The sequence below is a fragment of the Bradyrhizobium sp. 87 genome (assembly GCF_023073015.1).
GTDB lineage: Bacteria > Pseudomonadota > Alphaproteobacteria > Rhizobiales > Xanthobacteraceae > Bradyrhizobium > Bradyrhizobium canariense_D.
The window spans coordinates 145,118-167,041 of record NZ_JADPIQ010000075.1; the positions used below are offsets into that span (position 1 = coordinate 145,118).

Genomic DNA, 21,924 nt, shown 5'->3' on the forward strand with positions numbered 1-21,924 from the left:
CAGGGGGCGTTGACGGGAGTAGCTGGTCTGGGTCCGGTGGAAGCAGTCTACCCGCCGGCTCCGGCCCAACGCCTTCCGAACACGGGTGGCTTGGTTTTCACCGCTTCCCAGCCGAAGAAATGATGTTTGCCGGACCATGTGTGCACCACGCCGCTGCAGATGCTGCACTTGAAGGTGCCGGAATGCGCTTCGGCGTGCTCCTCCCTTGTCGCCGTGTAGTTCATGCTGCAACCCGCGCAGGTGAATTCTTCGATCGTCCAGATGGTATTGGCCATTGCACCGAAGTGGTTTGAGGGACCTCGATGGAAGCGTAGGTGCACGCCTTTGCATCGACGTAAACCGGTCGGCCGAAATCCGGTTAATCACCGTTAGCCAAGCCGGCATCACGTCGCGCACCTTGCCGGCGCTCGCCCACGGCGCCGCCGCAAGATCAATCGCCGGTCCGGATGCTTCGCATGTCCCGGTCGATGCACATCTGCACGCGCCTGATGGCGAGCAACGGCAGCCTGCCTTGCACGCGCCCGGTGCGGGCCCTGTCGCCGACGGCATAGGCGTAGCGCCAATAGCCCGGTGCGCCGTTTGGCTTCAGCGAAAAGCGGATGCCGCGGTGAATTCCCGCGTGTGCGACGGGCTCTCTGGGGCGGCGTGCCATCGTCTCGGAATGCAGAATGGCCCGATGCGTTCCTAATCGCCGGCTCGTGCCGGCCCGGTCGTCTTGACGCCGGGTGCGCGGCTGGCAATAACGCGGGGCCGCGCAAGTGCCGGAACCCGCGTCAATGCCGCAAGGAAAGCCGTGCCCGTGAAAAGTCTGCGTCAGCTCCTGACGGGCGAGGACATCATCCAGCTCGTGATCCGCGTCGGCCTGCTCGGCCTGCTGATCATCTGGACCTTGCTGATCATCCGCCCCTTCGTGCCGATCCTTGCCTGGAGCGGCGTGCTCGCGGTCGCGTTCTACCCGGCCTTCAGCTGGGTCGCCAAGATCCTCGGCGGCCGGCCCAAGACCGCAGCGGCGATCCTGACCCTGATCACGCTCGGCATCGTCATCGGTCCTGCGACCTGGCTCGGTATCAGCGCAGTGGACGGAGTGCGCGAGCTGGCGCACCAGCTCGGCACCGGCGACCTCGCGCTTCAATCGGCGCCGGAGCAGCTCAAGTCGTGGCCGGTCGTTGGCCCCTGGTTATTCGACCTCTGGGAGCAGGCCTACAACAACATCCGCGCAGTGCTCCGCGAGGTGGCGCCGTATCTCCAGCCGCTGGCGGGACCGCTCTTGTCGCTCGCGGGCGATGCCGGCGTCGGCACGCTCCAGTTCCTGGTCTCGGTGTTCGTGGCCGGCTTCCTGTTTCCGCACGGGCCGCGGCTGGTTGCGGCCGGCCGCGGTTTCCTGTTTCGCATCGTGCCCGAACAGAGCGAGCATTTCCTGGGGCTCGCGGGCGCGACCATCCGCGCCGTGGCGCAAGGCGTGATCGGCGTCGCGATCGTGCAGGCATTGCTCGCCGGCATCGGCTTCAAGCTTGCCGCGGTGCCGAGCGCCGGCCTGCTCGCCTTCATTGTGCTGCTGCTCTCGATCGTGCAGATCGGCGCCTTCCTGGTGCTGCTGCCGGTGATCATCTGGATCTGGACCGCCAAGGACGTCACCACCGCGCTGCTGCTCACCGTGTTTCTCGTCCTCGTCGGTTTCCTCGACACCATGTTGAAGCCGCTGGTGATGGGGCGCGGCCTGACCACGCCGACCATCGTCATCTTCGTCGGCGTGATCGGTGGCACGCTCGCCCACGGCATCGTCGGCCTGTTCATCGGCCCGATCATCCTGTCGGTGGCCTGGGAGATGATGATGGCCTGGATCAGGACGGAGGACCGGGCAGAGGCGGGGGCAAGGGCGGGCACAGCGGCGGGCGAGGGCTGATCTGGCGCCTCGAACGGCGGGATCGGCCTGCCGGGTTTAATCAGATCTGACGGCCTTGGCCCGGGTGATCAAGATCCATCCGGAACTTGTCTATCCGACTAGACAAGTTACCATGGGCTCGATTCTATTTTCGATTACGGCGGACATGGCGAAGTCTTCCAAACTGGTTGCCGCCAAGCGCGGCAAGGTATTGTTGGTCAGACGCCGGTCGGACGGCCTGTGGATGTTCCCGGGCGGCCGCAAGCGCGCGCGCGAGTCCGACAAGGACTGCCTGCGGCGGGAGATCAAGGAAGAGCTGCCCAAGCTGAAGCTCGGCCGGATCAGCCTCTGGAAGGAAGTGACGGCCAGGAACAAGCGCTCCGGCCGCAAGATGAGCGATGCGATCTTCATTGCCAAGGGCGCCAAGGGCAGGCTCGCGATCGGGGACAAGAACGAGATCGACCGCGCCGTCTGGCAGAAGCCGCGCGGCATCCGCCTGACGCCGACCTCGCGCTACATCCGCGACCGCCTGTTTCCGCGGAAGCGCGGGTGAGCTAGTCCTCCTCGTCCTCCGACGAGTGCTGTATCCGTCCGGTCTGGGTCCGCGAAAAATTGCCGCGCACTTGCGGCGCGGACATTCTGGCCATTTCGGTTTCGCGCTGCTCCTTGCGAGCCTGGCGCGCGCGCTTCATGGCCTGCTTGACCTGAGGGTTCGGTGAATCCTCCGCGAAGAACAGCACCACCTCGCAGCTCGGACATTGCCTGGAATAGCCGTCCTGCAACCGTCCCGCGCGGTCGCGGAATACGGTCTTGCAGCGCGTGCACTGAATCTGGACGAAACTCATGCGCGGTCGATCGACAATGACTGATGAAAATGGATCGTCAGGTGATCCCAAATGTCTGAAGAAAGCTTGAACGCGTCGGCGACTTCAAGCCGCTCGATCAGGCGCTATTGCTTGGCCGCCATCGTGTCCAGGCAATGGTTGAGATAGACGGTGCGATCCCTGGGCAGCACCTTCTCGAGATCCGCCTTCAGCGCGCATTCGCGCTGCCGCATCTGCTCGGCCCGCCGCTTCTCGGCCGCCTCGCGATATTCGGGAGCAACCTTGTTGGGATCGACGAGAGCCTGCGAGCGGGCGGGAGCCGTCACGGCGAGTGCAATGGCGGTGATGATCATGAACTGTTTCAAATGAGCCTCCGTAAAAGGCTCATCCTAGCGCTCGGGCGGCGAGGGCTCAACGGCAAGTTCGCCGAGACGCCCGGCAGCCCAGTTGATTCAACTACCTGAAGTTGGGACTCGTGAGTCCATCACTTCGGGACGTGGTCGATCTTGTGGCTGAGATGCCCGGTGTCGTGATCGCGCCGCAACTGGCTGAGCGATGTCTCGTTCAGCTGATGCAAGACCTCGCTGAGTTCAGTCGTATCCGGATAACCGGCAGCAAAACCCTTGCCGTAGATCTTGCGCAACGTACCGACCAGCGTGTTGCCGTGCTTCTTGCTGATCGCGCCATCCTTGTCGCGGTGGCGATGATCCAGGCCCGTGTCCTTCATGGCTTTCTCCCTGAGCGGCGTCTGCGCGCCTGGAGAGAGCGTGCTCCCAAACGAGTTGATTGGCAACGGCACGGCGCGCGGCAGGTGAGCCTCGTCAAGATGTGGAAAGATCGAAGGCCGTGTGAAGCAGTTCACAAGCGATGGTCGAGATCGCTGCTACGAAGGCCTCATTGCTTGACCGATTGATATTTTGAAAACGCCCCAGCGCTCCACCAGGCGCTGGGGTTTTCACGTCGATCACCGCCACGGCCAGAGCGCGCGGCGCGCGATCGGTCGGGTGCTTTTCGAATGATGCCGAAGGCTGGTGCCGAAGGCGGGCGACTACGCGGCTTGCTCCTCGAACGAGGTGTAGACCTGGCCACCTGGAGCGATCACCTGAACGCCCCAGCACCCGTCGGCGATGAGCTCCTTGGCCTTCTTGAGGGCGGCGGCGAGTGACAGCCGCTTGAGGCTGACGATTCCTGCCGTGTCGAAACCGCTGATGTCAAACATGCCGCTCCTCCCTGTTTTGTCGAATCCTACACTTTTTGAGCGGGTTGTCTCGCGGCTTTTGGGACAGGGGCCCGGCGCACGAGCAGGCGGTGGCCAAAATCGCGAAAACAACCCCATGCACAGTAGCTAAGTCCCGCTGGCGCAACGCTTTCTTTTTGGCACATGGCGGTCCTGCATCCGGCGGAGACGCCGGGTTGACGCGTCGGGCAAAACAGGGGTAGTCTGCCAACTTCGGAAAATCCGCTTCGGACCAGGGCGGCTTCCCGGGATCGGGAGGAGCTCGCGCACCGGCCTGCCTGTCATGACCCTCGCACGACCCCTAGTCGGCCGGGGGTGGCGGGGTCTGCAGCAGGCCGCGGCCGCTAACGTGGAATTAAGCAAAAAAGCCCACAATTTTAGACAGTTGTAGATGGGTGCTGCGTAAGGGAGCTGTCGCGAGGACGTTCCGGCGACGGCTTCCTGTTGCTCGCTCATTTGGGGTCAATGCCATGACCGCGACTTTCGAAACGCAAGGCCTTGTCGAACAGCTCGACCCTGCAGCACTGGCTGCGGCCATCGCCGCCGGCGAACCCGCAAGTTTGGACGCTCCGGAACCAATCAAGCGATCCAGCCGGACGTCCGTCATGGCGCTGTCGGTGTGTGCCCTGGCCATCAACGGCGCCGCGGCGATCTACACATGGCCGTCCGGCCTGCCATCGCTGAATCTGAGCAGCCTGGCTGATCTGCTCCCGCGCCAAGAGGCTTCAGCGCCAAAGCCGGATCCGGTTGTCGCGGCCTTGAAGGATATTCAGTCGACCCAGCAGCAACACACGGCTTCGCTGCAGGAGAGCAATCAGGCCTTGCAACAAAACGCGGCTGTGCTGCAGGCGGATTCGATGGTGCTGCTTTCGCTGCGGCAGAGCATCACGGACGAACGGGTGGATGTGAAGAAGGTATCTTCGCAGCTGTCCACGCTGATTGCGAAGATCGACTCGCTGCAAAATGCCATGATGTCGGACGTCACGTCCTCGGTTCGAAGAGCGCATGCGCGCTATGGACTGTCCGCAGCGATGCGCAAGCGGATGGTTCGGCAGTCGAAATCTGCAGGTCCCGTTTCAGTTGGAGGAGCGCCGTTGAGCGTGCCTGCCACAGTTTCGGGCCCGGAGAGCTGAAGATAGGGTCAGGCAGGTGATCTGAGACTTTGTCCGCGCTCACTTGGCGGGCTCACGTGAGCGCGGCTTTTTACCCGACTTGGAACTACGGAATGCTGGTGACAGTGCTCTCCGGCACTGTCACCGCGAATCCTAAGAAGCGATGATCAGGGGCCCGCCGGTTTGCCCTGAGGGTCTTTCAATAGTAGCGGCGCCTCGGACGGCGCTCGTAATAATCATCGCCGTAATAGCCTTGCCGGCCCTGTTGAAACTGCGGCGGAACCGTTCCGGTCGGGTAACACTGGCCGTCGCGGGTATCGATATCGGCACCGTTTCCGCAAGGAACGGGAGAATGGCCATAGCCTCTACCGCCACCATAGTACTGCCGTGCGGCCTGTTCTTGCGGCGGCAAGTAGCCGTTGGGGTAGCACATGCCGTCGCGGGCGCTGACGTCCCAGCCGTGGCCGCACGGCGGTGGGTGCACAGGGACACGGTATTGAACCTGATGAACCTCACCGAGCTGTAGAGCCAGCAAGGTTGCGACAACTGCACCGATCATCGGACTTCTCCCAATCGCACTATGCCTACGCCTGAGCGGCTGAATGATCGCTGAACGGGTTCACGCCGGCGATCTTAACCTCACTTTAGGAAATCGTTGTTCGGCGGCCTGCCGTTGGATATAAAGGGAGCCGCCGTTAGCGTCAGTTGCGTCCGTGAGTCATGATTACCTATAAGCAGTACCATATCCAGCAAGTCGAGCACGGCCCCAAGCGCTGGGTTGCTCGCATCACGCGGACAGACGGCCAAAACATCCGCACGATTCTGCCAGCGACCGAGCTACCCTACCTCGACACGAAGCCGACAACGTCCCCCGAGGAAGCCGAGGCGCTTGCCAAGGAAGGCATCGACTTCGGCGGCGTGGTGTAGGCCGTCGTCGGGGTCGACTGACATTCGTTTGCGAACTCGCCGGTGGCTTCATCCGCCTCCGCAGCCGGCTTTTCACCCAAAAACTATTGTGGCTCGGTTGGCTTGTCTCGCTCATGGCTCTCGGCTTCGGCGGCCGCGCACGCATCCATGCCATGACATTTGCTCAGATAGTACCGAGCGCCTGCGAAGATCGAGCAAACAATCACCACGGAAACCAGCAGCAAGATCATCCACCGTCGGTTCAACATTCCCATGACCTTCTGCACCCTCCATCCGACGCAGCCCGTTCGCCTGACCGGCCCAGCCAGGCGAGGCCAAGGGTCGATAAGCTCAAATCAGACCTTGCGCTTCGGATTCAGTCTAGCCTCACGCTCCAGCCGCTCGGACTTCAGGCGTTTGAGGTTTTCCTGAAACTCCGGAGTGGCTTGGCTGTCCGCTATTGTCTGTCTCGATCCTATCGGATTGAGGGTCCTTCGATCGGCTTCGTCCGCGACTTGTTGCGCGGCCGACCGTTTGGGTTTGATCATTTGCTTTTTGCCTTCAGGCGAGATTGACCAAGCGGGCGCCGGTCAATTCATTTTCGATTTGGCCGGTCGCGTCGAACATTCTGGAATTCCTCGGGTCCCTTGACGAGCCGCCGCTTGCGGCTGGCCTGGTCATCCGGGCTCGCTTTGTTGTCTTTGAGCTTGTCGATCGCATTACCCGCCATTTCCCGAGCCCGCTCGGACGAAGGCCTTGGCTGCAGACGTAACCGCGAGGGCGGAGGCGGGTTTGCCCAAGCCAATATCGACCAGCCGACGGATGGATTCAGAGCGAGCCGGAGTGTCTTTCTGCCCCGACGCCCATGCGTCGATCTGAGCGACAGTCGCCTCCGGCCAGCGCGTGCCGATCTGGACGCCTTGACCAGTAGCGGGGCGGCCGCGATGCTTTTTGGCACGAATCTTTTTTGCTGGTTTCATTTTATTTGGTACCAAAAAATCATGCCGAAGGGAAGCGCGAACTTCCGACGGCTGTGCCTGTTTAGTGCACTGGCACCGCAATCCCCACGCAACATCACGATCACAGATTGAACTCAGGCGGCCCCCCGTAGAGGAAGCGCCAGTTGTACAGCAAAAGGTCGGGAAGCATTTGCTTGGACGAAGGCCTGCAAGGCCGGCGTGATCTCGCTACTCGTGACACGCTCGGCAAGCTCATCTGCGATCTCGCTGGTGGCATCGCGAGACCAGCCCTCGATGGCGTTGAAGGCGACGATACGGACGGGATACGCGTACTGCCCGGAGAGTAGGTCGCGGATGATGGTCTCGACGTCGGTATCCTGCTCGTCGGCCTCGCGCCAGGAGCAGCCGGCGCGCGCGCCGAAGTCTTCCAGTACCAGGTAAATCTCCCGGTCGAGCCGATCCAGCGGCACAATCGACGGCGCATGACGCATGACGCAACTCCTACTCAAGAGGAGCAATCGTTCGACTGTCCGTTCGTTCCGCCCGGAACTCAGGCCGATAGGCAAATGAAAGAGGCGGACGTTTGAGAAGCGGCCTTACTTCTTTGGCAGAAGTCCCAAGACGAACCATTGAGCCGGAAACAGTGGAAACAGCAGCGCTCCCCAGATGAACCAAATGCGCCTAGACCGGCCTCTCTGTGCCGCGAAATTGGCGGTCACGCGCCCACACCACATCATCAGGGTGACAATGACCAAGCCAAACATGATTGAGGCAAGCATGGAGTGGCTCCTGCCGATGGTCCGTTGGCTATCATATAGGATTGGCGTGTCGCCGGGGAGAGAGCCCAAATCAAGATTGCGCGCTTAAGGCGGGGACGACCGGCGCCGCCTTACTTTACTTGTTCTCTGGCTCCGGTGACGAGGCGGAGCCCGGCGTGCGGGACGTCGGCACCGTCTGAGAGAGCGGCAACTGAGGCGGCCTATTTGGGGCGGAATGGCTTTGGGCACACCAGTTTTCCGGAAGAGTCTCGTCGGCAAGCGCCGACATCAAAGCGCCGCTCATTTGCGGCGGCAGGACGCGTCGGCAGCGGCAATTCCAGCTGCCGACACAGTGCCGACATGGAGCTTTCTGTCGAAGTTGCGTTTGGGATTACTGCTTCATTGTGTTGGTGAGCGCGCTGGGGCTCGAACCCAGGACCCCGTGATTAAAAGTCACGTGCTCTACCGGCTGAGCTACGCGCTCCCATGGCCGCTGATGGCTTCAAAGAAATCGCCATCGTCTTCGGTCATTTGGAAAAGCATGTCTTGCCGCCACATCGACGCAAGCGTTGCGGAAAAACCGGCTGTTTCCGGATCATGCTTTCGGCCCGCGCTGTGTAGGGGGATGGGGCGCGGAGGTCAATAGCTCGGGTGGTTGCCGAACTTGAAGGCAACAGCGGGAATTCGCTCGCCGTTTCCAATGCTTGAGCCGGGATTTTCAACCCGAATGGCGGCCGTCATCCACGCCGAAGAAGCCGCGACGTCCGCCCACGGGACGGATGCCACGTTCGGAGCCCCGTCAGTTCGCTTCCCGCCGGACCTCGCTCGGCACCGGCACTTGCTGCGGCGTGCCGGCGGGGGTGGGTAGCGCGACCGGGCGCAAGCCGATCAGCTCGGCGGTGCGGATCGCGCTGTCGCGCCAGAACTGGAACGAGTTGATGCGGCTGAGCTCGAGGATGGCGATGGCGACCGCGGCCAGGAACGGCAGGCTCTGCAGCACCAGCACGCCGGCGAAGATGTAGATCTCGGTGATCTGGCGGTAGCTGTTGGAGGCCACCAGCACACCGGCGCCGATCAGGAGCAGGGCGCCGATCACGGCCTCCCAGAACGCCTGGAACTCGATCGACATCCTGGACAGGCCGCCCTTGGAGGTGCGCGCGAACGCAATGTGCTCGGTGATCAGTCCCTGCGCCACCGCGCGCGACACCGTCCACTGCACGCTCATCGCCGCGATCATCGCGCCCAGCATCTGGCCGGGCTTGATCGCGACCCGCGCGCGGTACATCGACAAGAAGTGTACGAGCGAGACGATGAAGGCGCCGATGATCGGCAGCGTCAGGATCTTGTCGGGGATGGCGATGTCGGCGAAGGCGACGATCGGCACCCAGACGAGGTTGAGCAGCGCCACGACGACGCCGAGGCTTTCGGCACCCAGCCAGTTCAGCCAGCCGAGGCCATATTCGCGTTTCTGGTCGGGCGTCAGCCGGCTCCGTCCGGGCAGGAAGTTCCGCCAGTGCTTCTTGACGATCTGGAGGCCGCCATAGGCCCAGCGGTGACGCTGCTTCTTGAAGGCCTCGTAGGTGTCGGGGAGCAGGCCCTGGCCGTAGCGGTGGTTGGTGTAGTGCGTGGTCCAGCCGAGCTGCTGGATCGAAAGGCCGAGATCGGAGTCCTCGCAGATCGTGTCGGACGACCAGCCGCCGGCCATGTCCATCGCGGCGCGGCGGATCAGGCACATCGTGCCGTGCACGATGATGGCGTTGGTCTCGTTGCGCTGGACCATGCCGATGTCGAAGAACCCGGCATATTCGCCGTTCATGATGTAGTGCATGATCGACAGGTCGCCGTCGCGATGTTCCTGCGGCGCCTGCACCAGGCCGACGCTGGGATCGGCGAACGCCGGCACGAGGTCCTTCAGCCAGTCGGGATCGACGACGTAATCGGCATCGAGGATGCCGATGATCTCGGCGTCGACGGCGGTGCGGTCCATCGCGATGCGCAGCGCACCGGCCTTGAAGCCCTGCACCTTCTCGGCGTTGATGAACTTGAAGCGTTCACCGAGCGCGCGGCAATGATCCTGGATCGGCTGCCAGAAGGCAGGGTCCGGCGTGTTGTTGATGATGACGACGCATTCGTAGTTCGGATAGTTCAGCCGCGACAGCGCATCGAGCGTCTGCTTGAGCATCTCGACCGGTTCGAAATAGGCGGGGATGTGGATCGAGACCTTCGGGCAATAATTCTCGGGCACGTCCTCGACCGGCTTACCTTTCGTGAGCAGCCGCTGCGGCGGCCGGCCGAATGCGACGGCCGCGATCTCGTCGATGCGCGCCATCGCGATCAGCACGAGGGGAACAAGCAGGATCATGCCGAGCGTGAGCGCGAAGGCCGAGCCGAAGATGAAATAGTGCCCGTTCCAGAACGCGAACACGGTGGCAGCCCAGGCGCCGACGCCGTTGGCGGTGGCCGACAGCAGGAACGCCTGCTTCGCCGTCGGCTGCTGCAGCCGCAGGATCGGCAGCGACAGCAGGATACCGACGAGGAGCGCCACACCCATCAGCTTCCAATAATCGGGATTTTGCACCGGGCCGGTCCAGGCAAATTTCGGCTCGCGGCTGGCGTTGAGGATGCCCCAGTACGGACCGACGCCGCCTTCGAAGTATTTCCAGGGCTGATCGATGGCCTCGACGATGTTGTATTCCATGCCGATGGCGTCGGCGCGGCTGACGAAGTTGCGCAAGGTGAGTGCTTGCTGGAACGGACCGGGGTCGGCGTTGCGTAAATTGTAACCCGCGCTCGGCCAGCCGAATTCGGCGATCACGATGCGCTTGCCGGGGAACAGGTTGCGTAACAGATTGTAGCGGTCGACGGCCTGGTCGACCGCCTGATCCGAGCGGAAGTTTTCCCAATAAGGCAGCACGTGGGCGGCGATGAAGTCGACGTTGGAGCCGAGGTCGGGATTGTCGCGCCAGATGTTCCAGATCTCACCGGTCGTGACGGGTACGCGGACCGAGCCCTTGACCTTCTTGATCATCTCGATGAGGTCTTCGACCTTCTGCTCGCCGCGGTAGATCACCTCGTTGCCGACGACGACGCCGTTGACGTTGCTGTTCTTGCGCGCGAGCTCGATGGCGGCCTTGATCTCGCGCTCGTTGCGATCCTTGTCCTTGTCGATCCACGCGCCGACGGTGACCTTGAGGCCGAACTCCGCCGCGATCGGCGGCACCAGTTCCACGCCGCCCGTGGACGAATAAAGGCGGATCGCGCGCGTCATCGTCGACAGCGTCTTCAGGTCGGCGCGGATTTTCTCCACCGTCGGAATGTTGTCGATATCAGGATGAGCCGAGCCCTCGAACGGGGCGTAGGAGACGCTGGGCAGCAGGCCCTTGAAGTCGGGCGCGGGTTCCTTGTCGCGCGAGACTCCCCAGAGGCCGGCGTGGAGCGCGGACACAAGCAACAGAACGGCGGCGACAACCCGCATCGCGGCTAAACCAAAAGGGGCTGAGGGGGCAGGGAAGCGGATCCGACCCCGAGATCCGACCAAGTCCGCGGCAAATGGAGCATACCTCTGCCGCGCGGTTTCACAACTGTCATCGCCTCATGACCGAATGAGGGCATGCACATTTCGAAATTCGCAGCAGTGCCAATTGCTTCTATCGCCGATCGTTCCTGAACGGAGGCTGAAACAATCGCGGCTATTTCGGGGGCGCCGGTGACGGGCTTGCCGCCGGCGAGGGGCTCGCGGCCGGCTGCGGCTGCGCATTGCCCGATGCGGGCGCGGCCGGCTGCGAGGCCGCGGCCGCCGCCTGCTGTGGCTGCGACGCCGGGTTGATCCAGCAAGCGTGCACACGGCTGTCCAGGGTCTCGGCGACCTTGGGATCGATCTGGCCGCCGAAGCGGGTCAGGCAGCGGAAGGCGGCCTGGATGTGGCCGCCGGGGCAGCCGAAACGGTCATAGAGATCGAGATGGCGGAATGCGGTATCGAGGTCGTCCCGCCACATCAGCCGCACCACGCGGCGGCCGAGCCAGACGCATTCGGGGTTGCCGGCCGGGCCGCTGATGACCTGGGCTGCTTCGGCGAATTCGTCGGTGCGGCGCTGATTCTGAGCGGCATCCTTGGCCGTGTCGGCGGGCTGGGCGGCTGCCTTGCTCTGGTCGGGGGCGGGCGTGCCGCTCTGGGCGGAGGCCGCGCCGATACCCATCAGGATGACAAGGGAAGAAACGGCCAAGGTGGCGGCGAACTGCCGCAGGACCGCATTTCGTAACTCGAACACCCGTTGCCGCATGAATTCCCCAATATATCACTGACCGTCCGCGTCAGGACCTTCGCGGACGCGCCGGTGATGGCGTCCAAATGGGTCTCCAATGCGGCGGAAAAGTCCTCCCGAGTCCATGGCCTGAATCTGGAATTTTGTCCAGCAAAGTCACGATCCTAGGCCTCGGTCGAACGGCCGCAGGTAAATTCCTCAGGGGAGGGATGGATCCATAACGGAGTCACCCCCTTGGCAGACGGCGTGCTAGCAGGTAATCGACGGCCCTTCGCGGAGGACGGAACCGATTTCTCTTCGTACGCCACTGGCGCTTCTGCTCGTTTCATTGGGTGCGATCGCTGCCGTGTGGTGGTGGCTTGCCACGCCGATCTCGCTCGCGCGCGCCCCGATCGATCCCGCCGACAAGGTCCAATGCGTCTCCTACGCGCCGTTCCGCGGCGAGCAGTCGCCGCTGAACGCATGGACTCATATCGAGGCCGATCAGATCGAGCAGGACCTGCGCCAGCTCAAGGAGATCACCGACTGCGTCCGCACCTATTCGATGGAGAACGGGCTCGACCAGGTGCCGGCGATCGCGGCCCGGATCGGCGGGCTGAAGGTGCTCCAGGGCATCTGGCTCTCCAGCAACCGCACCAAGAATTTCGAGCAGGCCGCGCTCGCCATTCGCCTTTCCAAGGATTTCCCCGGGATCATCACCAGCATCATCGTCGGCAACGAAGTGCTGCTGCGCGGCGAGATGACGACCGCGGACCTCGTCTCCATCATCCGCTCGGTGAAGGCGCAGGTCAGCGTGCCCGTCACCTATGCCGATGTCTGGGAGTTCTGGCTCAGGAATCGCGAGATCTATGACGCCGTCGACTTCGTCACGATCCACATCCTGCCCTATTGGGAAGACAATCCGGTGCGGGCCGAGTTCGCCGCCTCCCATGTCGAACAGATCCGCGAGCGCATGGCGGTCGCATTTCCCGGCAAGGAGATTTTGATCGGCGAAACCGGCTGGCCGAGCGAAGGGCGCATGCGAGATGGCGCGCTGCCGTCGCGCACCAACCAGGCGCGCGTGGTCTCGGAGATCCTGAGTCTGGCGAAAGCGCAGAAATTCCGCGTCAATCTGATCGAGTCCTACGACCAGCCGTGGAAGCGCAAACTGGAAGGCACCGTCGGCGGCTATTGGGGCCTCTATGACTCGGTGCGCCGGAGCCTGAAATATCCGCCGGGCGAGCCGATCAGCAATTTCCCGTACTGGAAATGGTACATGGCCGCCGGCATGGGCCTCTCCGTGCTGGTGTTCGCGGTCGCGGGCCTGACGTTGCGGCGCAGACCCTGGACGCCGCGCTTCTCGTCCTGGCTCGGCGTGGCGATCTCGGCAACCTCGGCCGGCATTCTGCTCGGGATCGGCGCCGACAAGATGTACTACGAGAGCTACGGCATCGGCGGCTGGCTGCTGTGGGGCGCGCTGCTCGCGGCTGGCATCCTGTCGCCGATCTTCTGCGCGCAGGCGATGGTGATCGGCCGCAGCCTTCCGACCTTCCTCGATCTGCTTGGTCCGCGCGAGGGCCGGAAATGGTCGAAGCTCACCGCCGTGCTCGGCTTGACGCTGGCAGTGACGGCGGTCATCGCGGCGCAGACCGCGCTCGGATTCGTGTTCGACCCGCGCTACAAGGATTTCCCTTACGCCGCGCTGACGATGGCGGTTGTGCCGTTTGCGCTGTTGATGCTGAACCGGCCGCAGATCGGCCAGCGTCCGATCGCGGAATCGGTCTTCGCCGGCGTGCTGACGCTGTCGGCGGCCTATGTGCTGTTCAACGAGGGCCGCGACAATTGGCAGTCGCTGTGGACCTGCGCGATCTATCTCTTGTTCGCGCTCACGCTGTGGCGGGCGCGGGCCGAGCAAATCCAAGAATGAGCAGGCCGATCGCCAGGCCCGACAGCACGACATTGTAGAGCACGATGCCAAGGCCCGCGGCGATGATGCCGGCGGTGAGCAGCACGATGGACGGCCGCATCAGGTTCAGCGTTGCCACCACCAGCGCGACGATGCCGAACACCGAATTCTTGAACAGCACGGTCGAGACCGAGCGCGCCTTGCAGACCAGGGTCTGAAGCCCGGCGTCGCAGGCGAGACCGACCTGCGAGTTTTCGATTCCGAGATAGCGCAGATAGAGCGCATAGCCGACGCTGGCGAAGCCGACGACGATTAGGAACTGCACCTGGTAGGGCGTGAGGCGGAAGGGCTTTTTTGTCATGGCGGCAATATGGTCGGGATGGTGGAACGGGGCAACAGGGGAGGCGCAAGTTTCTCGCGACCTGCGTGAGATCCTTCACCCATTACGCTGATGAATTGCCGCGAGGTAAGCTACCTTCTGAAGAACGACGACAGCGTTGATCCCGCCGACGCCGTCTCGGGCTTCGGCTGTGCGGCCGGCTGCGCCGCAGGAGCAGGCGCGGGCTCCTCGCGCTTCGATGAGCGTTTTGAGGAATAGCTGCGGCGACGCTTGTCGGGCTTGGCGGCCGGCGCGGGCGCTGGGGCGGTCTCGGCTTGCGGCACCGAGTCCTGGGGCTTGTCGGAGTCCTTCTCCTGAACCCTGTCTTGGGTCTTGTCTTGGGTCTTGTCTTGGGTCTTGTCTTGGGTCTTGTCCTGCTTCTTCTCTTGGCCGCCGCGCATTGACAGCCGCTGGCCGTCGAACACGGTGGTCTCGCAGTGGCGGTCGTTCTCGGCGAGGCCGGCGCAGAGTTTTGCTGCAGCCGCTGCATTGATCAGCGGACCGGCGCCGAGGCGGATCTGCATGCCAAGGCCGGTGTTGCCTTCCTTGATCATGATGATCGGCCGCAGCGCTGCGATTTCGGGATTGGATTTGGTGACCCCGCGCCACAGCGCGCGCAGGCCATCGAGCGAGTTGGCGCCACCGAGATCAATCGCAAAGCGCGTCTGCTGGACCGCGATCGCGGGAGCCTCGCTTTCGGCGGCCTCCGGCGGCTTGGCAGGTGCCGCGGCGACTTCGATCGGAGCGGGCGCCGGTTCTGGCTTCGTCTCGGCAGCCTTCTCGGTCGCCTTCTCTGCGGCCTCGGGCTGAACCAGTTTCGGGGCGGCCGGATCGGGCGGCGCCATGATCGATTTGGATGGGACCAACGGAAGCATCGGCAGTGCCGAATTCGTCGCCGGCGACTGCGCGACCAGCGAGGCCGCGGCCGCGCTCTGCGGCGGCGGACTCCACGGCTCCTTTGCGGCCTCGGCGCGCGGCTTGTCGTTGGCCGGAGCCGGTGTCGAGGCGACCTGCGCGATGCCGGGCGCCGGCGGGCCGATCAAGGCCGGCGCGTCCTGCGGCTTCGCAACGGACGCCTGCGGCGGCGTTGTCGTCTGCTTGGCGATGGCGCCGGTCACGGAATCGAGCCCTTGCTCCAGCACGGTGACGCGCGAATAGAGCCGGTCGCGATCGGTGTTCAGCGTCTCGATGGCGGAGGCGAGCCGGCGGGCCTCGTTCTGGCTCTCCTTGGTCAGGATCTGGAGCCGGTCGGCCTGGCGCGCGAGATCGGCGGATGCGACCTGGTCGCGCCGCCAGCCGAGTTGGGCCTGGTTGGCGAACACGGCAAGCACCACGGCGGCGACGGCCGCCACGCCCCATGAGCCCAGCCGCCACATCATGCCGCGATCGAACGAACTCTCCTCGGCCACAAGTCCGGAGAACAGCCCGCCGGTCTCCTTGGCGCCGAAGGCATCCGCCAGTGGGTCGGAATCCTTTGCCATGAACGTTAAGTGCCCAACCCCTGTCCGGCTTCCCCGAATCAATCAGGGAACATTAACAGGAAAAGCGTGTCGCACTTGAACTCCGGGCGTTTGCGGGGGTAGCAAGGCGATAGCTGATGAGGGCGGCCCGTCGCCCGCTGGCGCCGATTGATTCGGCCGATTGACAGGATTGCGATGACCGCCCGTTCCAGCCTCACGATCGTGCTCGCCGCCGGCGAAGGCACGCGTATGCGCTCACACCTGCCGAAAGTGCTGCATCCTGTCGCGCACCAGAGCCTGCTCGCCCACGTGCTCGCCGCGGCGCCCAAGGGAACCGGCACCTCGCTCGCGGTCGTGATCGGACCCGATCATCAGGCGGTGGCGGACGAAGCAAGGCGCATCCGTCCCGACGCGCTCACCTTCATGCAACAGGAACGGCTCGGCACCGCACATGCGGTGCTGGCGGCGCGTGATGCCATTGCGCGGGGCGTGGATGATCTGCTGATTGCGTTCGGCGACACGCCGCTGATCTCGGCCGAGACCTTTGCGCGGCTGCGCGCGCCGCTGGCCAAAGGCGCCGCAATTGCCGCACTCGGCTTCCGCGCCGCCGATCCCACCGGCTATGGCCGCTTCATCGTCGAGGGCGACCGCCTGGTCGCGATCCGCGAGCAGGCCGATGCCAGCGCCGAGGAGCGCAAGATCGACCTGTGCAATGCCGGGGTTATGGCGATCGACGGCCGCCGCGCGCTCGCGATCCTCGACAAGATCGGCAATGCGAATTCCAAGGGCGAGTATTATCTGACCGACGCGGTCGGCATTATCAGCGAACAGGGATGGGATGCCGTGGTGATCGAAACCAGCGAGGACGAAGTGCGCGGCATCAACACCAAGGCGCAGCTCGCCGAGGCTGAAGGCGTGATGCAGGCGCGGTTGCGGAAAGTGGCGATGGAGTCCGGCGTCACGCTGATCGCGCCCGAAACCGTCTATCTCGCCGCGGATACCGTATTCGGCAAGGACGTGACGATCGAGCCCTTCGTGGTGATCGGCCCCGGCGTTTCGATCGGCGACGGCACGGTGGTCCATTCCTTCTCGCATATCGTCGAGACCAAGCTCGGCAAGAAGGTCTCCATCGGCCCCTATGCGCGGCTGCGGCCCGGCACCTCGCTCGGCGACGGCGCGCGCATCGGCAATTTTGTGGAGACCAAGGCCGCGACGCTGGAGGCCGGCGTCAAGGTCAACCATCTCTCCTACATCGGCGATGCCACCATCGGCGCCAATTCCAACATCGGCGCCGGCACCATCACCTGCAACTACGATGGGTTCAAGAAGCACAAGACGATCATCGGGCAGGGCGCCTTCGTCGGCACCAACTCCTCGCTGGTCGCACCGGTGACAATCGGCAACGGCGCCTATATCGGCTCGGGCTCCGTGATCACGCGCGACGTGCCTGATGACGCCATGGCGCTGGAGCGGAGCCCGCAGACCATCCGCGAAGGTGGGGCGGTGCGCTATCGCGAGCTGAAGACGGGTGGCAAGAAGCCGGAGAAATGAACGCCGCTATTCGTCGTCGGCGAATTCGGAGAAGATCGCGCGCGTCAGGCGCCAGCCGCGCGGCTTGGCACGCTTCGCCGGCTCGCCCGCGACATGCTTGATGAAGACGGGCTTGCTTTCCTTGCCGCGCTGGGGCGGCGGCCAATGCGCGAGGTGCGTGCCGGTGGTCTCGCTGGCGCGCACCGCCATCGATGACAGGCCTTTGCGGTTGGATGAGCCTTTCATGGCCTCTCTCCTTGGTACGCAAGGGTTGGCCAAATTTGTTGACAACAAGTTAACGCGCGCGGTTTAAGGCCCAGCCAGTTCGACGCAGGCGAGGCTCGGTCGCCGTCGGTGCTGTCTCAATCAGCAATAATTATTGAGTATCTGGTTCCTTAGGAACTTCGCTAAAAACCGAGCTGGTCGTTTAGGCGATTTTTCGACGATTTGGGGGATATTGATCGGCATGTGCGGGATTGTCGGCATTCTCGGGCGCCAGCCGGTTGCAGAGCAATTGGTGGATTCGCTCAAACGTCTTGAATATCGCGGCTATGATTCCGCGGGCGTCGCCACGCTCGAGGGCAAGCATCTCGAGCGCCGCCGCGCCGAGGGCAAGCTGAAGAATCTGGAGAAGCGGCTGGAGGCCGAGCCGCTCAAGGGCACGACCGGAATCGGTCACACCCGCTGGGCCACCCACGGAAAGCCGACCGTGAACAATGCGCACCCGCACGCGACCGAGCGTGTCGCCGTCGTTCACAACGGCATCATCGAGAATTTCCGCGAGCTGCGCGAGGAGCTCGAAAAGAAAGGCACGGTGTTCCACACCCAGACCGACACCGAGATCGTGCTGCATCTCGTCGACGACCTGCTCACGCGCGGCAACAAGCCGGTGGAAGCGGTGAAATTGACGCTGGCGCGGCTGCGCGGCGCGTTCGCACTCGGCTTCATCTTCGCGGGCGAGGACGATTTGATGATCGGCGCGCGCAACGGTCCGCCGCTCGCGATCGGCTATGGTGACGGCGAGATGTATCTCGGCTCCGACGCCATCGCGCTCGGGCCGTTCACCGACACGATCAGCTATCTCGAGGACGGCGACTGGGTCGTGCTGACCCATACAAGCGCTTCGATCTTCGACAAGGACGGCCATGCCGTCCAGCGCGAGAAGACCAAGCACGCGGCCTCGACCTCGCTGGTCGACAAGGCCAATTACCGCCACTTCATGGCCAAGGAGATCCACGAGCAGCCGGAAGTGGTCGGCCACACGCTGGCACGCTATGTCGACATGGCGACCGAGCGGGTCTCGCTGCCGGTCAAGCTGCCGTTCGACTTCAAGAACATCCAGCGCATCAACATCACGGCTTGCGGCACTGCGAGCTACGCCGGCTTCGTCGCAAAATACTGGTTCGAGCGTTTCGCGCGCGTGCCGGTCGAGGTCGATGTCGCCTCCGAATTCCGCTACCGCGAGGCGCCCTTGCGCAAGGGTGATCTCGCCATCTTCATCTCGCAGTCGGGCGAGACCGCCGACACCTTGGCCGCGCTGCGCTACGCCAAGGCCCAAGGCGTGCACACGGTGGCCGTCGTCAACGTGCCGACCTCGACGATCGCGCGCGAAAGCGAGACCGTGCTGCAAACGCTGGCCGGCCCAGAGATCGGCGTCGCCTCGACCAAGGCGTTCACCTGCCAGCTCATGGTGCTGGCAAATCTTGCGATCGCGGCCGGCAAGGCCCGCGGCGAACTGACCGACGAGGACGAGACCAAGCTCGTTCACGGGCTCGTCGAAATCCCGCGTTTGATGTCGGATGCGCTCACCACCGAGCTCCAGATCGAGAAGCTCGCGCGCGAGATCGCGAAATCTCGCGACGTGCTCTATCTCGGTCGCGGCACCAGCTTCCCGCTCGCCCTCGAAGGGGCGTTGAAGCTGAAGGAGATCTCCTACATCCACGCCGAGGGCTATGCCGCCGGCGAGCTCAAGCACGGCCCGATCGCGCTGATCGACGAGACCATGCCTGTCGTCGTCATCGCGCCCTACGACCGGGTGTTCGAAAAGACCGTCTCCAACATGCAGGAGGTCGCCGCTCGCGGCGGCAAGATCATCCTGATGACCGACGCCAAAGGCGCGCAGGAGGCAACCGTCGAGTCCCTCGTCACCATCGTCATGCCCGATATGGCGGCGGCGTTCACGCCGATGGTCTATGCGGTCCCGGTTCAGCTGCTCGCCTATCATACGGCGGTCATCATGGGGACCGATGTCGACCAGCCGCGCAATCTCGCGAAATCCGTGACGGTGGAATAGGCAGAGGGGTCGAGTGCGGGACGCTTCGTGGTCTTCCAAAACCTGCTAGAAGACCCTAGCTTGGACGAAGCGACTGACTTGGAACCCGAATGAACCCCCGTGACGACGCGCCTGCGCCTCTTGATGCCGTGCCCGAGCCGCATACCGGCCTGATCGGCCGCTTCCGTAACTATTTCCTCACCGGCCTCATCGTGACGGGGCCGATTGCGATCACGCTGTATCTGGTCTGGTGGTTCGTCACCTGGGTCGATGGCGTGGTGCGGCCGTTCGTGCCGCTGGCCTATCGGCCCGAGACTTATCTGCCCTATGTCATTCCCGGCTGGGGGCTGATCGTCGCATTCTTCACGTTGACGCTGGTCGGCTTCCTTGCGGCCAATTTGATCGGCCGGACACTGGTCGATGTCGGCGAGACCTTCCTCGGCCGCATCCCGGCGGTACGCGCCATCTACCGCGGCCTGAAGCAGGTGTTCGAGACGCTGTTCTCGGGCAAGGGCTCGAGCTTCCGCAAAGTCGGCCTGGTTGAGTTTCCTTCGCCGGGCATGTGGTCGATCGTGCTGATCTCGCAAGCGCCGAACGAGGACGTCTCCCGCAGCCTGCCGGGTCAGGAGGAGCACGTCTCGGTGTTCCTGCCGTGCTCGCCGAACCCGACGACCGGCTTCTTCTTCTATGTGCCCAAGAGCAAGATCGTCGAGGTCGACATGAGCACCGAGGATGCCGCGACGCTGATCATGTCGGCCGGCGTCGTGCAGCCGGGCTCAGCGCCCGATTCGAAGAAGGCAGCGGCGCTGGCGGGCATGGCGAATGCCGCGCGTATTGCCAACGCCTCGGCGGCGGTGCAGCCCCAGCCTGCGAAGGTGGAGTAGGGCCATTCCCCTGCGGGATGGCCGCCGTTCACGCGGGCGTCTCGTCCTCTGCTAGTCTCCGATTGAACTGAGCGCGTTGCTCGGGCTTCGATCTGGAGTGCACGATGTCCAAAACTATTGCGATCCTCGCGCCCGGTGCCATGGGCAGTGCCGTGGCCCGCCGTCTCGGCGAGCACGGTGCGCGTGTGCTGACGTCGTTGAGAGGGCGGAGCGAAGCGACGCGCAAACGCGCCACGGATGCCGGCATGATCGGCGCCGAGGACGACGCGATCGCGGACGCCGACATCATCCTGTCGATCGTGCCGCCGGGCGAAGCCGTGGCGCTCGCCGAGCGGCTGGCCGGGCTGATCGTCCGGCGCGAGAAGAAGCCGGTCGTGGTCGATTGCAATGCCGTCAACGTCGATACCGTGATGAGGATCGAGGAGATCATCGGCTCGGCACAGGCGCCGTTCGTCGATGCCGGCATCATCGGGTTCCCGCCCCAGCCCGGTGGCAAGAGCCCGGCCTTCTACATGTCGGGCGAGCACGCCAAGGATGTCGCCGTGCTGAAGGATTTCGGGCTCGACGTGCGGATCGTCGAAGGGCCGGTCGGTGCCGCGTCCGCGCTGAAAATGTCCTATGCCGGGATCGTCAAGGGCCTCGCCGGGATCGGCGCGGCGATGGTGGTCGCGGCAACGAAAGCGGGGGCTGCGGATGCGCTGCGCGACGAACTCGCACTCAGCCAGCCCGCGGTTCTGGCCCGGCTCGAAGTCGCGTTGCCGGACATGATTCCGAAAGCCTATCGCTGGGTCGCGGAGATGCGGGAGATTTCCGGCTTCCTCGGCCCCGATCATCCGGCGAGCCAGGTTTACGAAGGCTTTGCGCGCTGGTTCGACCACCTCGCCGAGGATGCGAAAGGCGAGGCGGCGGATACCGACCTGATGAAGGCATTCGCCGCGCGCATCGCGCAGAAGAAATCCTGATCGTCCGGTCTCACGTCACCGCCATCCATCATGTGCCGTGCAGCGAATCCAGAAACCCCTGGATGTCTCGATCGCGTCTCAAGCGCACGACCGGAACGTCAGCGCCATACTGCATACGCTCGGCCTCGATGACAGGCGCGCGCTCGGTGTCGTAGCGCCACGCCTCGCGCATCAATTTCCAGTCGAACTGCTCGGGGCACCCCTCCGGGAGATCAGGCCGGGCCTTGTCGCGATCGAAGGCGGATCGCAGGAGAATGCGCCACTGGCAGAGCCAGCGCGGGCGGTCGATGACGACCAGCGTATCGGCGCGCGCGAGCGTGAGATCGAAGGCAAGTCCCGAGAAGCTGCCGTCGACAACCCATGCGTCGCCCGCGATCGCCTCAGTAACCCGTGCTCGGAAGTTCGGTTTGTCGGATGGCTTCCATCCCGGCCGCCAGTAGAGCACGTCGAGATGCACCACCGGCAGCGCGAGCTTTTGCCCGAGATTTCGGGAGAGGCTCGTCTTTCCGCTACCCTGACAGCCTACAACGATGATCCGGCGCATCGTCGTAGGGTTCCATAAAGTCGGGCGAAGGGAAAGAGGAGGCCTCCGAACGCGCCTTATTACCTGGC

At 63.8% G+C, this 21,924-nt stretch carries 26 protein-coding genes and 1 tRNA gene; 10 read left to right on the forward strand and 17 right to left on the reverse strand.

Translation table 11 applies throughout. The features are described 5' to 3' along the window. Positions 1-47 precede the first annotated feature (47 nt). Together IVB50_RS17300 and IVB50_RS17305 are read right to left on the reverse strand one after the other, a co-directional pair. On the reverse strand, positions 48-275 hold the full coding sequence (locus IVB50_RS17300; protein WP_018457964.1) for a hypothetical protein: 228 nt from the start codon (positions 273-275) through the stop codon (positions 48-50). 155 nt (positions 276-430) lie between these two features. Continuing rightward, entirely contained in the window at positions 431-652 is a 222-nt protein-coding gene (locus IVB50_RS17305; RefSeq protein ID WP_018457963.1) for a hypothetical protein, read from the reverse strand. A 141-nt stretch (positions 653-793) separates the two neighbouring features. On the opposite strand from IVB50_RS17305, the gene IVB50_RS17310 reads away from it, so the two are divergent. Next, entirely contained in the window at positions 794-1,903 is a 1,110-nt protein-coding gene (locus IVB50_RS17310; protein ID WP_026233470.1) for an AI-2E family transporter, read from the forward strand. A 145-nt stretch (positions 1,904-2,048) separates the two neighbouring features. Beyond that, positions 2,049-2,435 (forward strand): NUDIX hydrolase, encoded by a 387-nt coding sequence (locus IVB50_RS17315; RefSeq protein WP_027518066.1) that lies wholly within the window; start codon positions 2,049-2,051, stop codon positions 2,433-2,435. Between the two features lies 1 nt (position 2,436). On the opposite strand, the gene IVB50_RS17320 is transcribed toward IVB50_RS17315, so the two are convergent. From IVB50_RS17320 to IVB50_RS17335, 4 genes are all read right to left on the reverse strand, one after another. Beyond that, positions 2,437-2,727: a Zn-ribbon domain-containing protein gene (locus IVB50_RS17320; RefSeq protein WP_247296654.1), complete on the reverse strand. Its 291-nt coding sequence runs from the start codon at positions 2,725-2,727 to the stop codon at positions 2,437-2,439. Positions 2,728-2,831: 104 nt separating this feature from the next. Next, on the reverse strand, positions 2,832-3,071 hold the full coding sequence (locus IVB50_RS17325) for a hypothetical protein (protein WP_026233468.1): 240 nt from the start codon (positions 3,069-3,071) through the stop codon (positions 2,832-2,834). Between the two features lie 119 nt (positions 3,072-3,190). Further along, positions 3,191-3,433: a hypothetical protein gene (locus tag IVB50_RS17330; protein ID WP_026233467.1), complete on the reverse strand. Its 243-nt coding sequence runs from the start codon at positions 3,431-3,433 to the stop codon at positions 3,191-3,193. A 321-nt stretch (positions 3,434-3,754) separates the two neighbouring features. Further along, positions 3,755-3,925: a hypothetical protein gene (locus tag IVB50_RS17335; protein WP_247296656.1), complete on the reverse strand. Its 171-nt coding sequence runs from the start codon at positions 3,923-3,925 to the stop codon at positions 3,755-3,757. A gap of 488 nt (positions 3,926-4,413) precedes the next feature. On the opposite strand from IVB50_RS17335, the gene IVB50_RS17340 reads away from it, so the two are divergent. After that, a complete protein-coding gene (locus IVB50_RS17340) occupies positions 4,414-5,076 on the forward strand; it encodes a hypothetical protein (RefSeq protein ID WP_085384044.1) in 663 nt (220 codons plus the stop codon). Between the two features lie 178 nt (positions 5,077-5,254). Here the strand turns inward: IVB50_RS17340 and IVB50_RS17345 are convergent, their stop codons facing one another. Further along, entirely contained in the window at positions 5,255-5,614 is a 360-nt protein-coding gene (locus IVB50_RS17345) for a hypothetical protein (protein WP_247296658.1), read from the reverse strand. Positions 5,615-5,775: 161 nt separating this feature from the next. Between IVB50_RS17345 and IVB50_RS17350 the strand changes: the two genes are divergently transcribed. Beyond that, positions 5,776-5,982: a hypothetical protein gene (locus tag IVB50_RS17350; RefSeq protein WP_247296660.1), complete on the forward strand. Its 207-nt coding sequence runs from the start codon at positions 5,776-5,778 to the stop codon at positions 5,980-5,982. Between the two features lie 335 nt (positions 5,983-6,317). Here the strand turns inward: IVB50_RS17350 and IVB50_RS17355 are convergent, their stop codons facing one another. The 4 genes from IVB50_RS17355 to IVB50_RS17365 form a co-directional block, all read right to left on the reverse strand. Continuing rightward, positions 6,318-6,509, reverse strand: coding sequence for a hypothetical protein (locus IVB50_RS17355; RefSeq protein ID WP_018457953.1), 192 nt, complete (start codon positions 6,507-6,509; stop codon positions 6,318-6,320). Between the two features lie 47 nt (positions 6,510-6,556). Next, on the reverse strand, positions 6,557-6,691 hold the full coding sequence (locus IVB50_RS42425) for a hypothetical protein (RefSeq protein ID WP_256465041.1): 135 nt from the start codon (positions 6,689-6,691) through the stop codon (positions 6,557-6,559). 363 nt (positions 6,692-7,054) lie between these two features. Next, entirely contained in the window at positions 7,055-7,411 is a 357-nt protein-coding gene (locus IVB50_RS17360) for a hypothetical protein (RefSeq protein ID WP_018457951.1), read from the reverse strand. A gap of 675 nt (positions 7,412-8,086) precedes the next feature. Next, positions 8,087-8,162 (reverse strand) — tRNA-Lys (locus IVB50_RS17365). A 2-nt stretch (positions 8,163-8,164) separates the two neighbouring features. Between IVB50_RS17365 and IVB50_RS42430 the strand changes: the two genes are divergently transcribed. Beyond that, positions 8,165-8,299: a hypothetical protein gene (locus IVB50_RS42430; RefSeq protein WP_256465042.1), complete on the forward strand. Its 135-nt coding sequence runs from the start codon at positions 8,165-8,167 to the stop codon at positions 8,297-8,299. 178 nt (positions 8,300-8,477) lie between these two features. On the opposite strand, the gene IVB50_RS17370 is transcribed toward IVB50_RS42430, so the two are convergent. Both IVB50_RS17370 and IVB50_RS17375 read right to left on the reverse strand, forming a co-directional pair. After that, positions 8,478-11,153 carry a glycosyltransferase gene (locus IVB50_RS17370; protein ID WP_085353127.1) on the reverse strand — a complete coding sequence of 892 codons (2,676 nt, stop codon included), beginning with the start codon at positions 11,151-11,153 and terminating at the stop codon, positions 8,478-8,480. 214 nt (positions 11,154-11,367) lie between these two features. After that, positions 11,368-11,958 carry a beta-1-3, beta-1-6-glucan biosynthesis protein gene (locus IVB50_RS17375; protein ID WP_085353125.1) on the reverse strand — a complete coding sequence of 197 codons (591 nt, stop codon included), beginning with the start codon at positions 11,956-11,958 and terminating at the stop codon, positions 11,368-11,370. A gap of 328 nt (positions 11,959-12,286) precedes the next feature. On the opposite strand from IVB50_RS17375, the gene IVB50_RS17380 reads away from it, so the two are divergent. Further along, on the forward strand, positions 12,287-13,846 hold the full coding sequence (locus IVB50_RS17380; protein ID WP_247296662.1) for a beta-(1-6) glucans synthase: 1,560 nt from the start codon (positions 12,287-12,289) through the stop codon (positions 13,844-13,846). On the opposite strand, the gene IVB50_RS17385 is transcribed toward IVB50_RS17380, so the two are convergent. Continuing rightward, on the reverse strand, positions 13,806-14,186 hold the full coding sequence (locus IVB50_RS17385; RefSeq protein ID WP_018457946.1) for a hypothetical protein: 381 nt from the start codon (positions 14,184-14,186) through the stop codon (positions 13,806-13,808). The two genes, IVB50_RS17380 and IVB50_RS17385, sit on opposite strands and share 41 nt — an antisense overlap. 110 nt (positions 14,187-14,296) lie before the next feature. Then, positions 14,297-15,685: a hypothetical protein gene (locus IVB50_RS17390; protein WP_247296663.1), complete on the reverse strand. Its 1,389-nt coding sequence runs from the start codon at positions 15,683-15,685 to the stop codon at positions 14,297-14,299. A gap of 174 nt (positions 15,686-15,859) precedes the next feature. On the opposite strand from IVB50_RS17390, the gene glmU reads away from it, so the two are divergent. Continuing rightward, on the forward strand, positions 15,860-17,215 hold the full coding sequence (glmU, locus tag IVB50_RS17395) for a bifunctional UDP-N-acetylglucosamine diphosphorylase/glucosamine-1-phosphate N-acetyltransferase GlmU (RefSeq protein ID WP_247296665.1): 1,356 nt from the start codon (positions 15,860-15,862) through the stop codon (positions 17,213-17,215). Between the two features lie 6 nt (positions 17,216-17,221). Here the strand turns inward: glmU and IVB50_RS17400 are convergent, their stop codons facing one another. Beyond that, entirely contained in the window at positions 17,222-17,440 is a 219-nt protein-coding gene (locus IVB50_RS17400; RefSeq protein WP_018457943.1) for a hypothetical protein, read from the reverse strand. A 220-nt stretch (positions 17,441-17,660) separates the two neighbouring features. Between IVB50_RS17400 and glmS the strand changes: the two genes are divergently transcribed. The 3 genes from glmS to IVB50_RS17415 all read left to right on the forward strand — a co-directional run bounded on the left by glmS (position 17,661) and on the right by IVB50_RS17415 (position 21,312). Then, complete coding sequence (glmS, locus tag IVB50_RS17405; RefSeq protein WP_247296667.1) at positions 17,661-19,487, forward strand: glutamine--fructose-6-phosphate transaminase (isomerizing); 1,827 nt, start codon at positions 17,661-17,663, stop codon at positions 19,485-19,487. Between the two features lie 89 nt (positions 19,488-19,576). Next, positions 19,577-20,350 carry a DUF502 domain-containing protein gene (locus tag IVB50_RS17410; RefSeq protein WP_018457941.1) on the forward strand — a complete coding sequence of 258 codons (774 nt, stop codon included), beginning with the start codon at positions 19,577-19,579 and terminating at the stop codon, positions 20,348-20,350. 104 nt (positions 20,351-20,454) lie between these two features. Then, positions 20,455-21,312 (forward strand): NAD(P)-dependent oxidoreductase, encoded by an 858-nt coding sequence (locus tag IVB50_RS17415; RefSeq protein ID WP_085353114.1) that lies wholly within the window; start codon positions 20,455-20,457, stop codon positions 21,310-21,312. A 28-nt stretch (positions 21,313-21,340) separates the two neighbouring features. Here IVB50_RS17415 and IVB50_RS17420 read toward each other — a convergent pair whose 3' ends face one another. Further along, the gene (locus IVB50_RS17420) at positions 21,341-21,856 is read right to left on the reverse strand and encodes an adenylate kinase (RefSeq protein WP_018457939.1); all 516 of its coding nucleotides are present in this window, start codon (positions 21,854-21,856) and stop codon (positions 21,341-21,343) included. Between the last annotated feature and the right edge of the window lie 68 nt (positions 21,857-21,924).

Excerpts from the sequence above, each read along its gene's own strand:
- IVB50_RS42430 (WP_256465042.1), top strand. The coding sequence starts at position 8,165 with ATGGCCGCTGATGGCTTCAAAGAAATCGCCATCGTCTTCGGTCATTTG.
- IVB50_RS17320 (WP_247296654.1), bottom strand. The coding sequence starts at position 2,727 with ATGAGTTTCGTCCAGATTCAGTGCACGCGCTGCAAGACCGTATTCCGC.
- IVB50_RS17335 (WP_247296656.1), bottom strand. The coding sequence starts at position 3,925 with ATGTTTGACATCAGCGGTTTCGACACGGCAGGAATCGTCAGCCTCAAG.
- glmS (WP_247296667.1), top strand. The coding sequence starts at position 17,661 with ATGTGCGGGATTGTCGGCATTCTCGGGCGCCAGCCGGTTGCAGAGCAA.
- IVB50_RS17390 (WP_247296663.1), bottom strand. The coding sequence starts at position 15,685 with ATGGCAAAGGATTCCGACCCACTGGCGGATGCCTTCGGCGCCAAGGAG.
- IVB50_RS17330 (WP_026233467.1), bottom strand. The coding sequence starts at position 3,433 with ATGAAGGACACGGGCCTGGATCATCGCCACCGCGACAAGGATGGCGCG.
- IVB50_RS17370 (WP_085353127.1), bottom strand. The coding sequence starts at position 11,153 with ATGCGGGTTGTCGCCGCCGTTCTGTTGCTTGTGTCCGCGCTCCACGCC.
- IVB50_RS17300 (WP_018457964.1), bottom strand. The coding sequence starts at position 275 with ATGGCCAATACCATCTGGACGATCGAAGAATTCACCTGCGCGGGTTGC.
- IVB50_RS42425 (WP_256465041.1), bottom strand. The coding sequence starts at position 6,691 with ATGGCGGGTAATGCGATCGACAAGCTCAAAGACAACAAAGCGAGCCCG.
- IVB50_RS17350 (WP_247296660.1), top strand. The coding sequence starts at position 5,776 with ATGATTACCTATAAGCAGTACCATATCCAGCAAGTCGAGCACGGCCCC.
- IVB50_RS17360 (WP_018457951.1), bottom strand. The coding sequence starts at position 7,411 with ATGCGTCATGCGCCGTCGATTGTGCCGCTGGATCGGCTCGACCGGGAG.
- IVB50_RS17420 (WP_018457939.1), bottom strand. The coding sequence starts at position 21,856 with ATGCGCCGGATCATCGTTGTAGGCTGTCAGGGTAGCGGAAAGACGAGC.
- IVB50_RS17415 (WP_085353114.1), top strand. The coding sequence starts at position 20,455 with ATGTCCAAAACTATTGCGATCCTCGCGCCCGGTGCCATGGGCAGTGCC.
- IVB50_RS17340 (WP_085384044.1), top strand. The coding sequence starts at position 4,414 with ATGACCGCGACTTTCGAAACGCAAGGCCTTGTCGAACAGCTCGACCCT.
- IVB50_RS17345 (WP_247296658.1), bottom strand. The coding sequence starts at position 5,614 with ATGATCGGTGCAGTTGTCGCAACCTTGCTGGCTCTACAGCTCGGTGAG.
- IVB50_RS17315 (WP_027518066.1), top strand. The coding sequence starts at position 2,049 with ATGGCGAAGTCTTCCAAACTGGTTGCCGCCAAGCGCGGCAAGGTATTG.
- IVB50_RS17355 (WP_018457953.1), bottom strand. The coding sequence starts at position 6,509 with ATGATCAAACCCAAACGGTCGGCCGCGCAACAAGTCGCGGACGAAGCC.
- IVB50_RS17400 (WP_018457943.1), bottom strand. The coding sequence starts at position 17,440 with ATGAAAGGCTCATCCAACCGCAAAGGCCTGTCATCGATGGCGGTGCGC.
- glmU (WP_247296665.1), top strand. The coding sequence starts at position 15,860 with ATGACCGCCCGTTCCAGCCTCACGATCGTGCTCGCCGCCGGCGAAGGC.
- IVB50_RS17375 (WP_085353125.1), bottom strand. The coding sequence starts at position 11,958 with ATGCGGCAACGGGTGTTCGAGTTACGAAATGCGGTCCTGCGGCAGTTC.
- IVB50_RS17410 (WP_018457941.1), top strand. The coding sequence starts at position 19,577 with ATGAACCCCCGTGACGACGCGCCTGCGCCTCTTGATGCCGTGCCCGAG.
- IVB50_RS17305 (WP_018457963.1), bottom strand. The coding sequence starts at position 652 with ATGGCACGCCGCCCCAGAGAGCCCGTCGCACACGCGGGAATTCACCGC.
- IVB50_RS17385 (WP_018457946.1), bottom strand. The coding sequence starts at position 14,186 with ATGACAAAAAAGCCCTTCCGCCTCACGCCCTACCAGGTGCAGTTCCTA.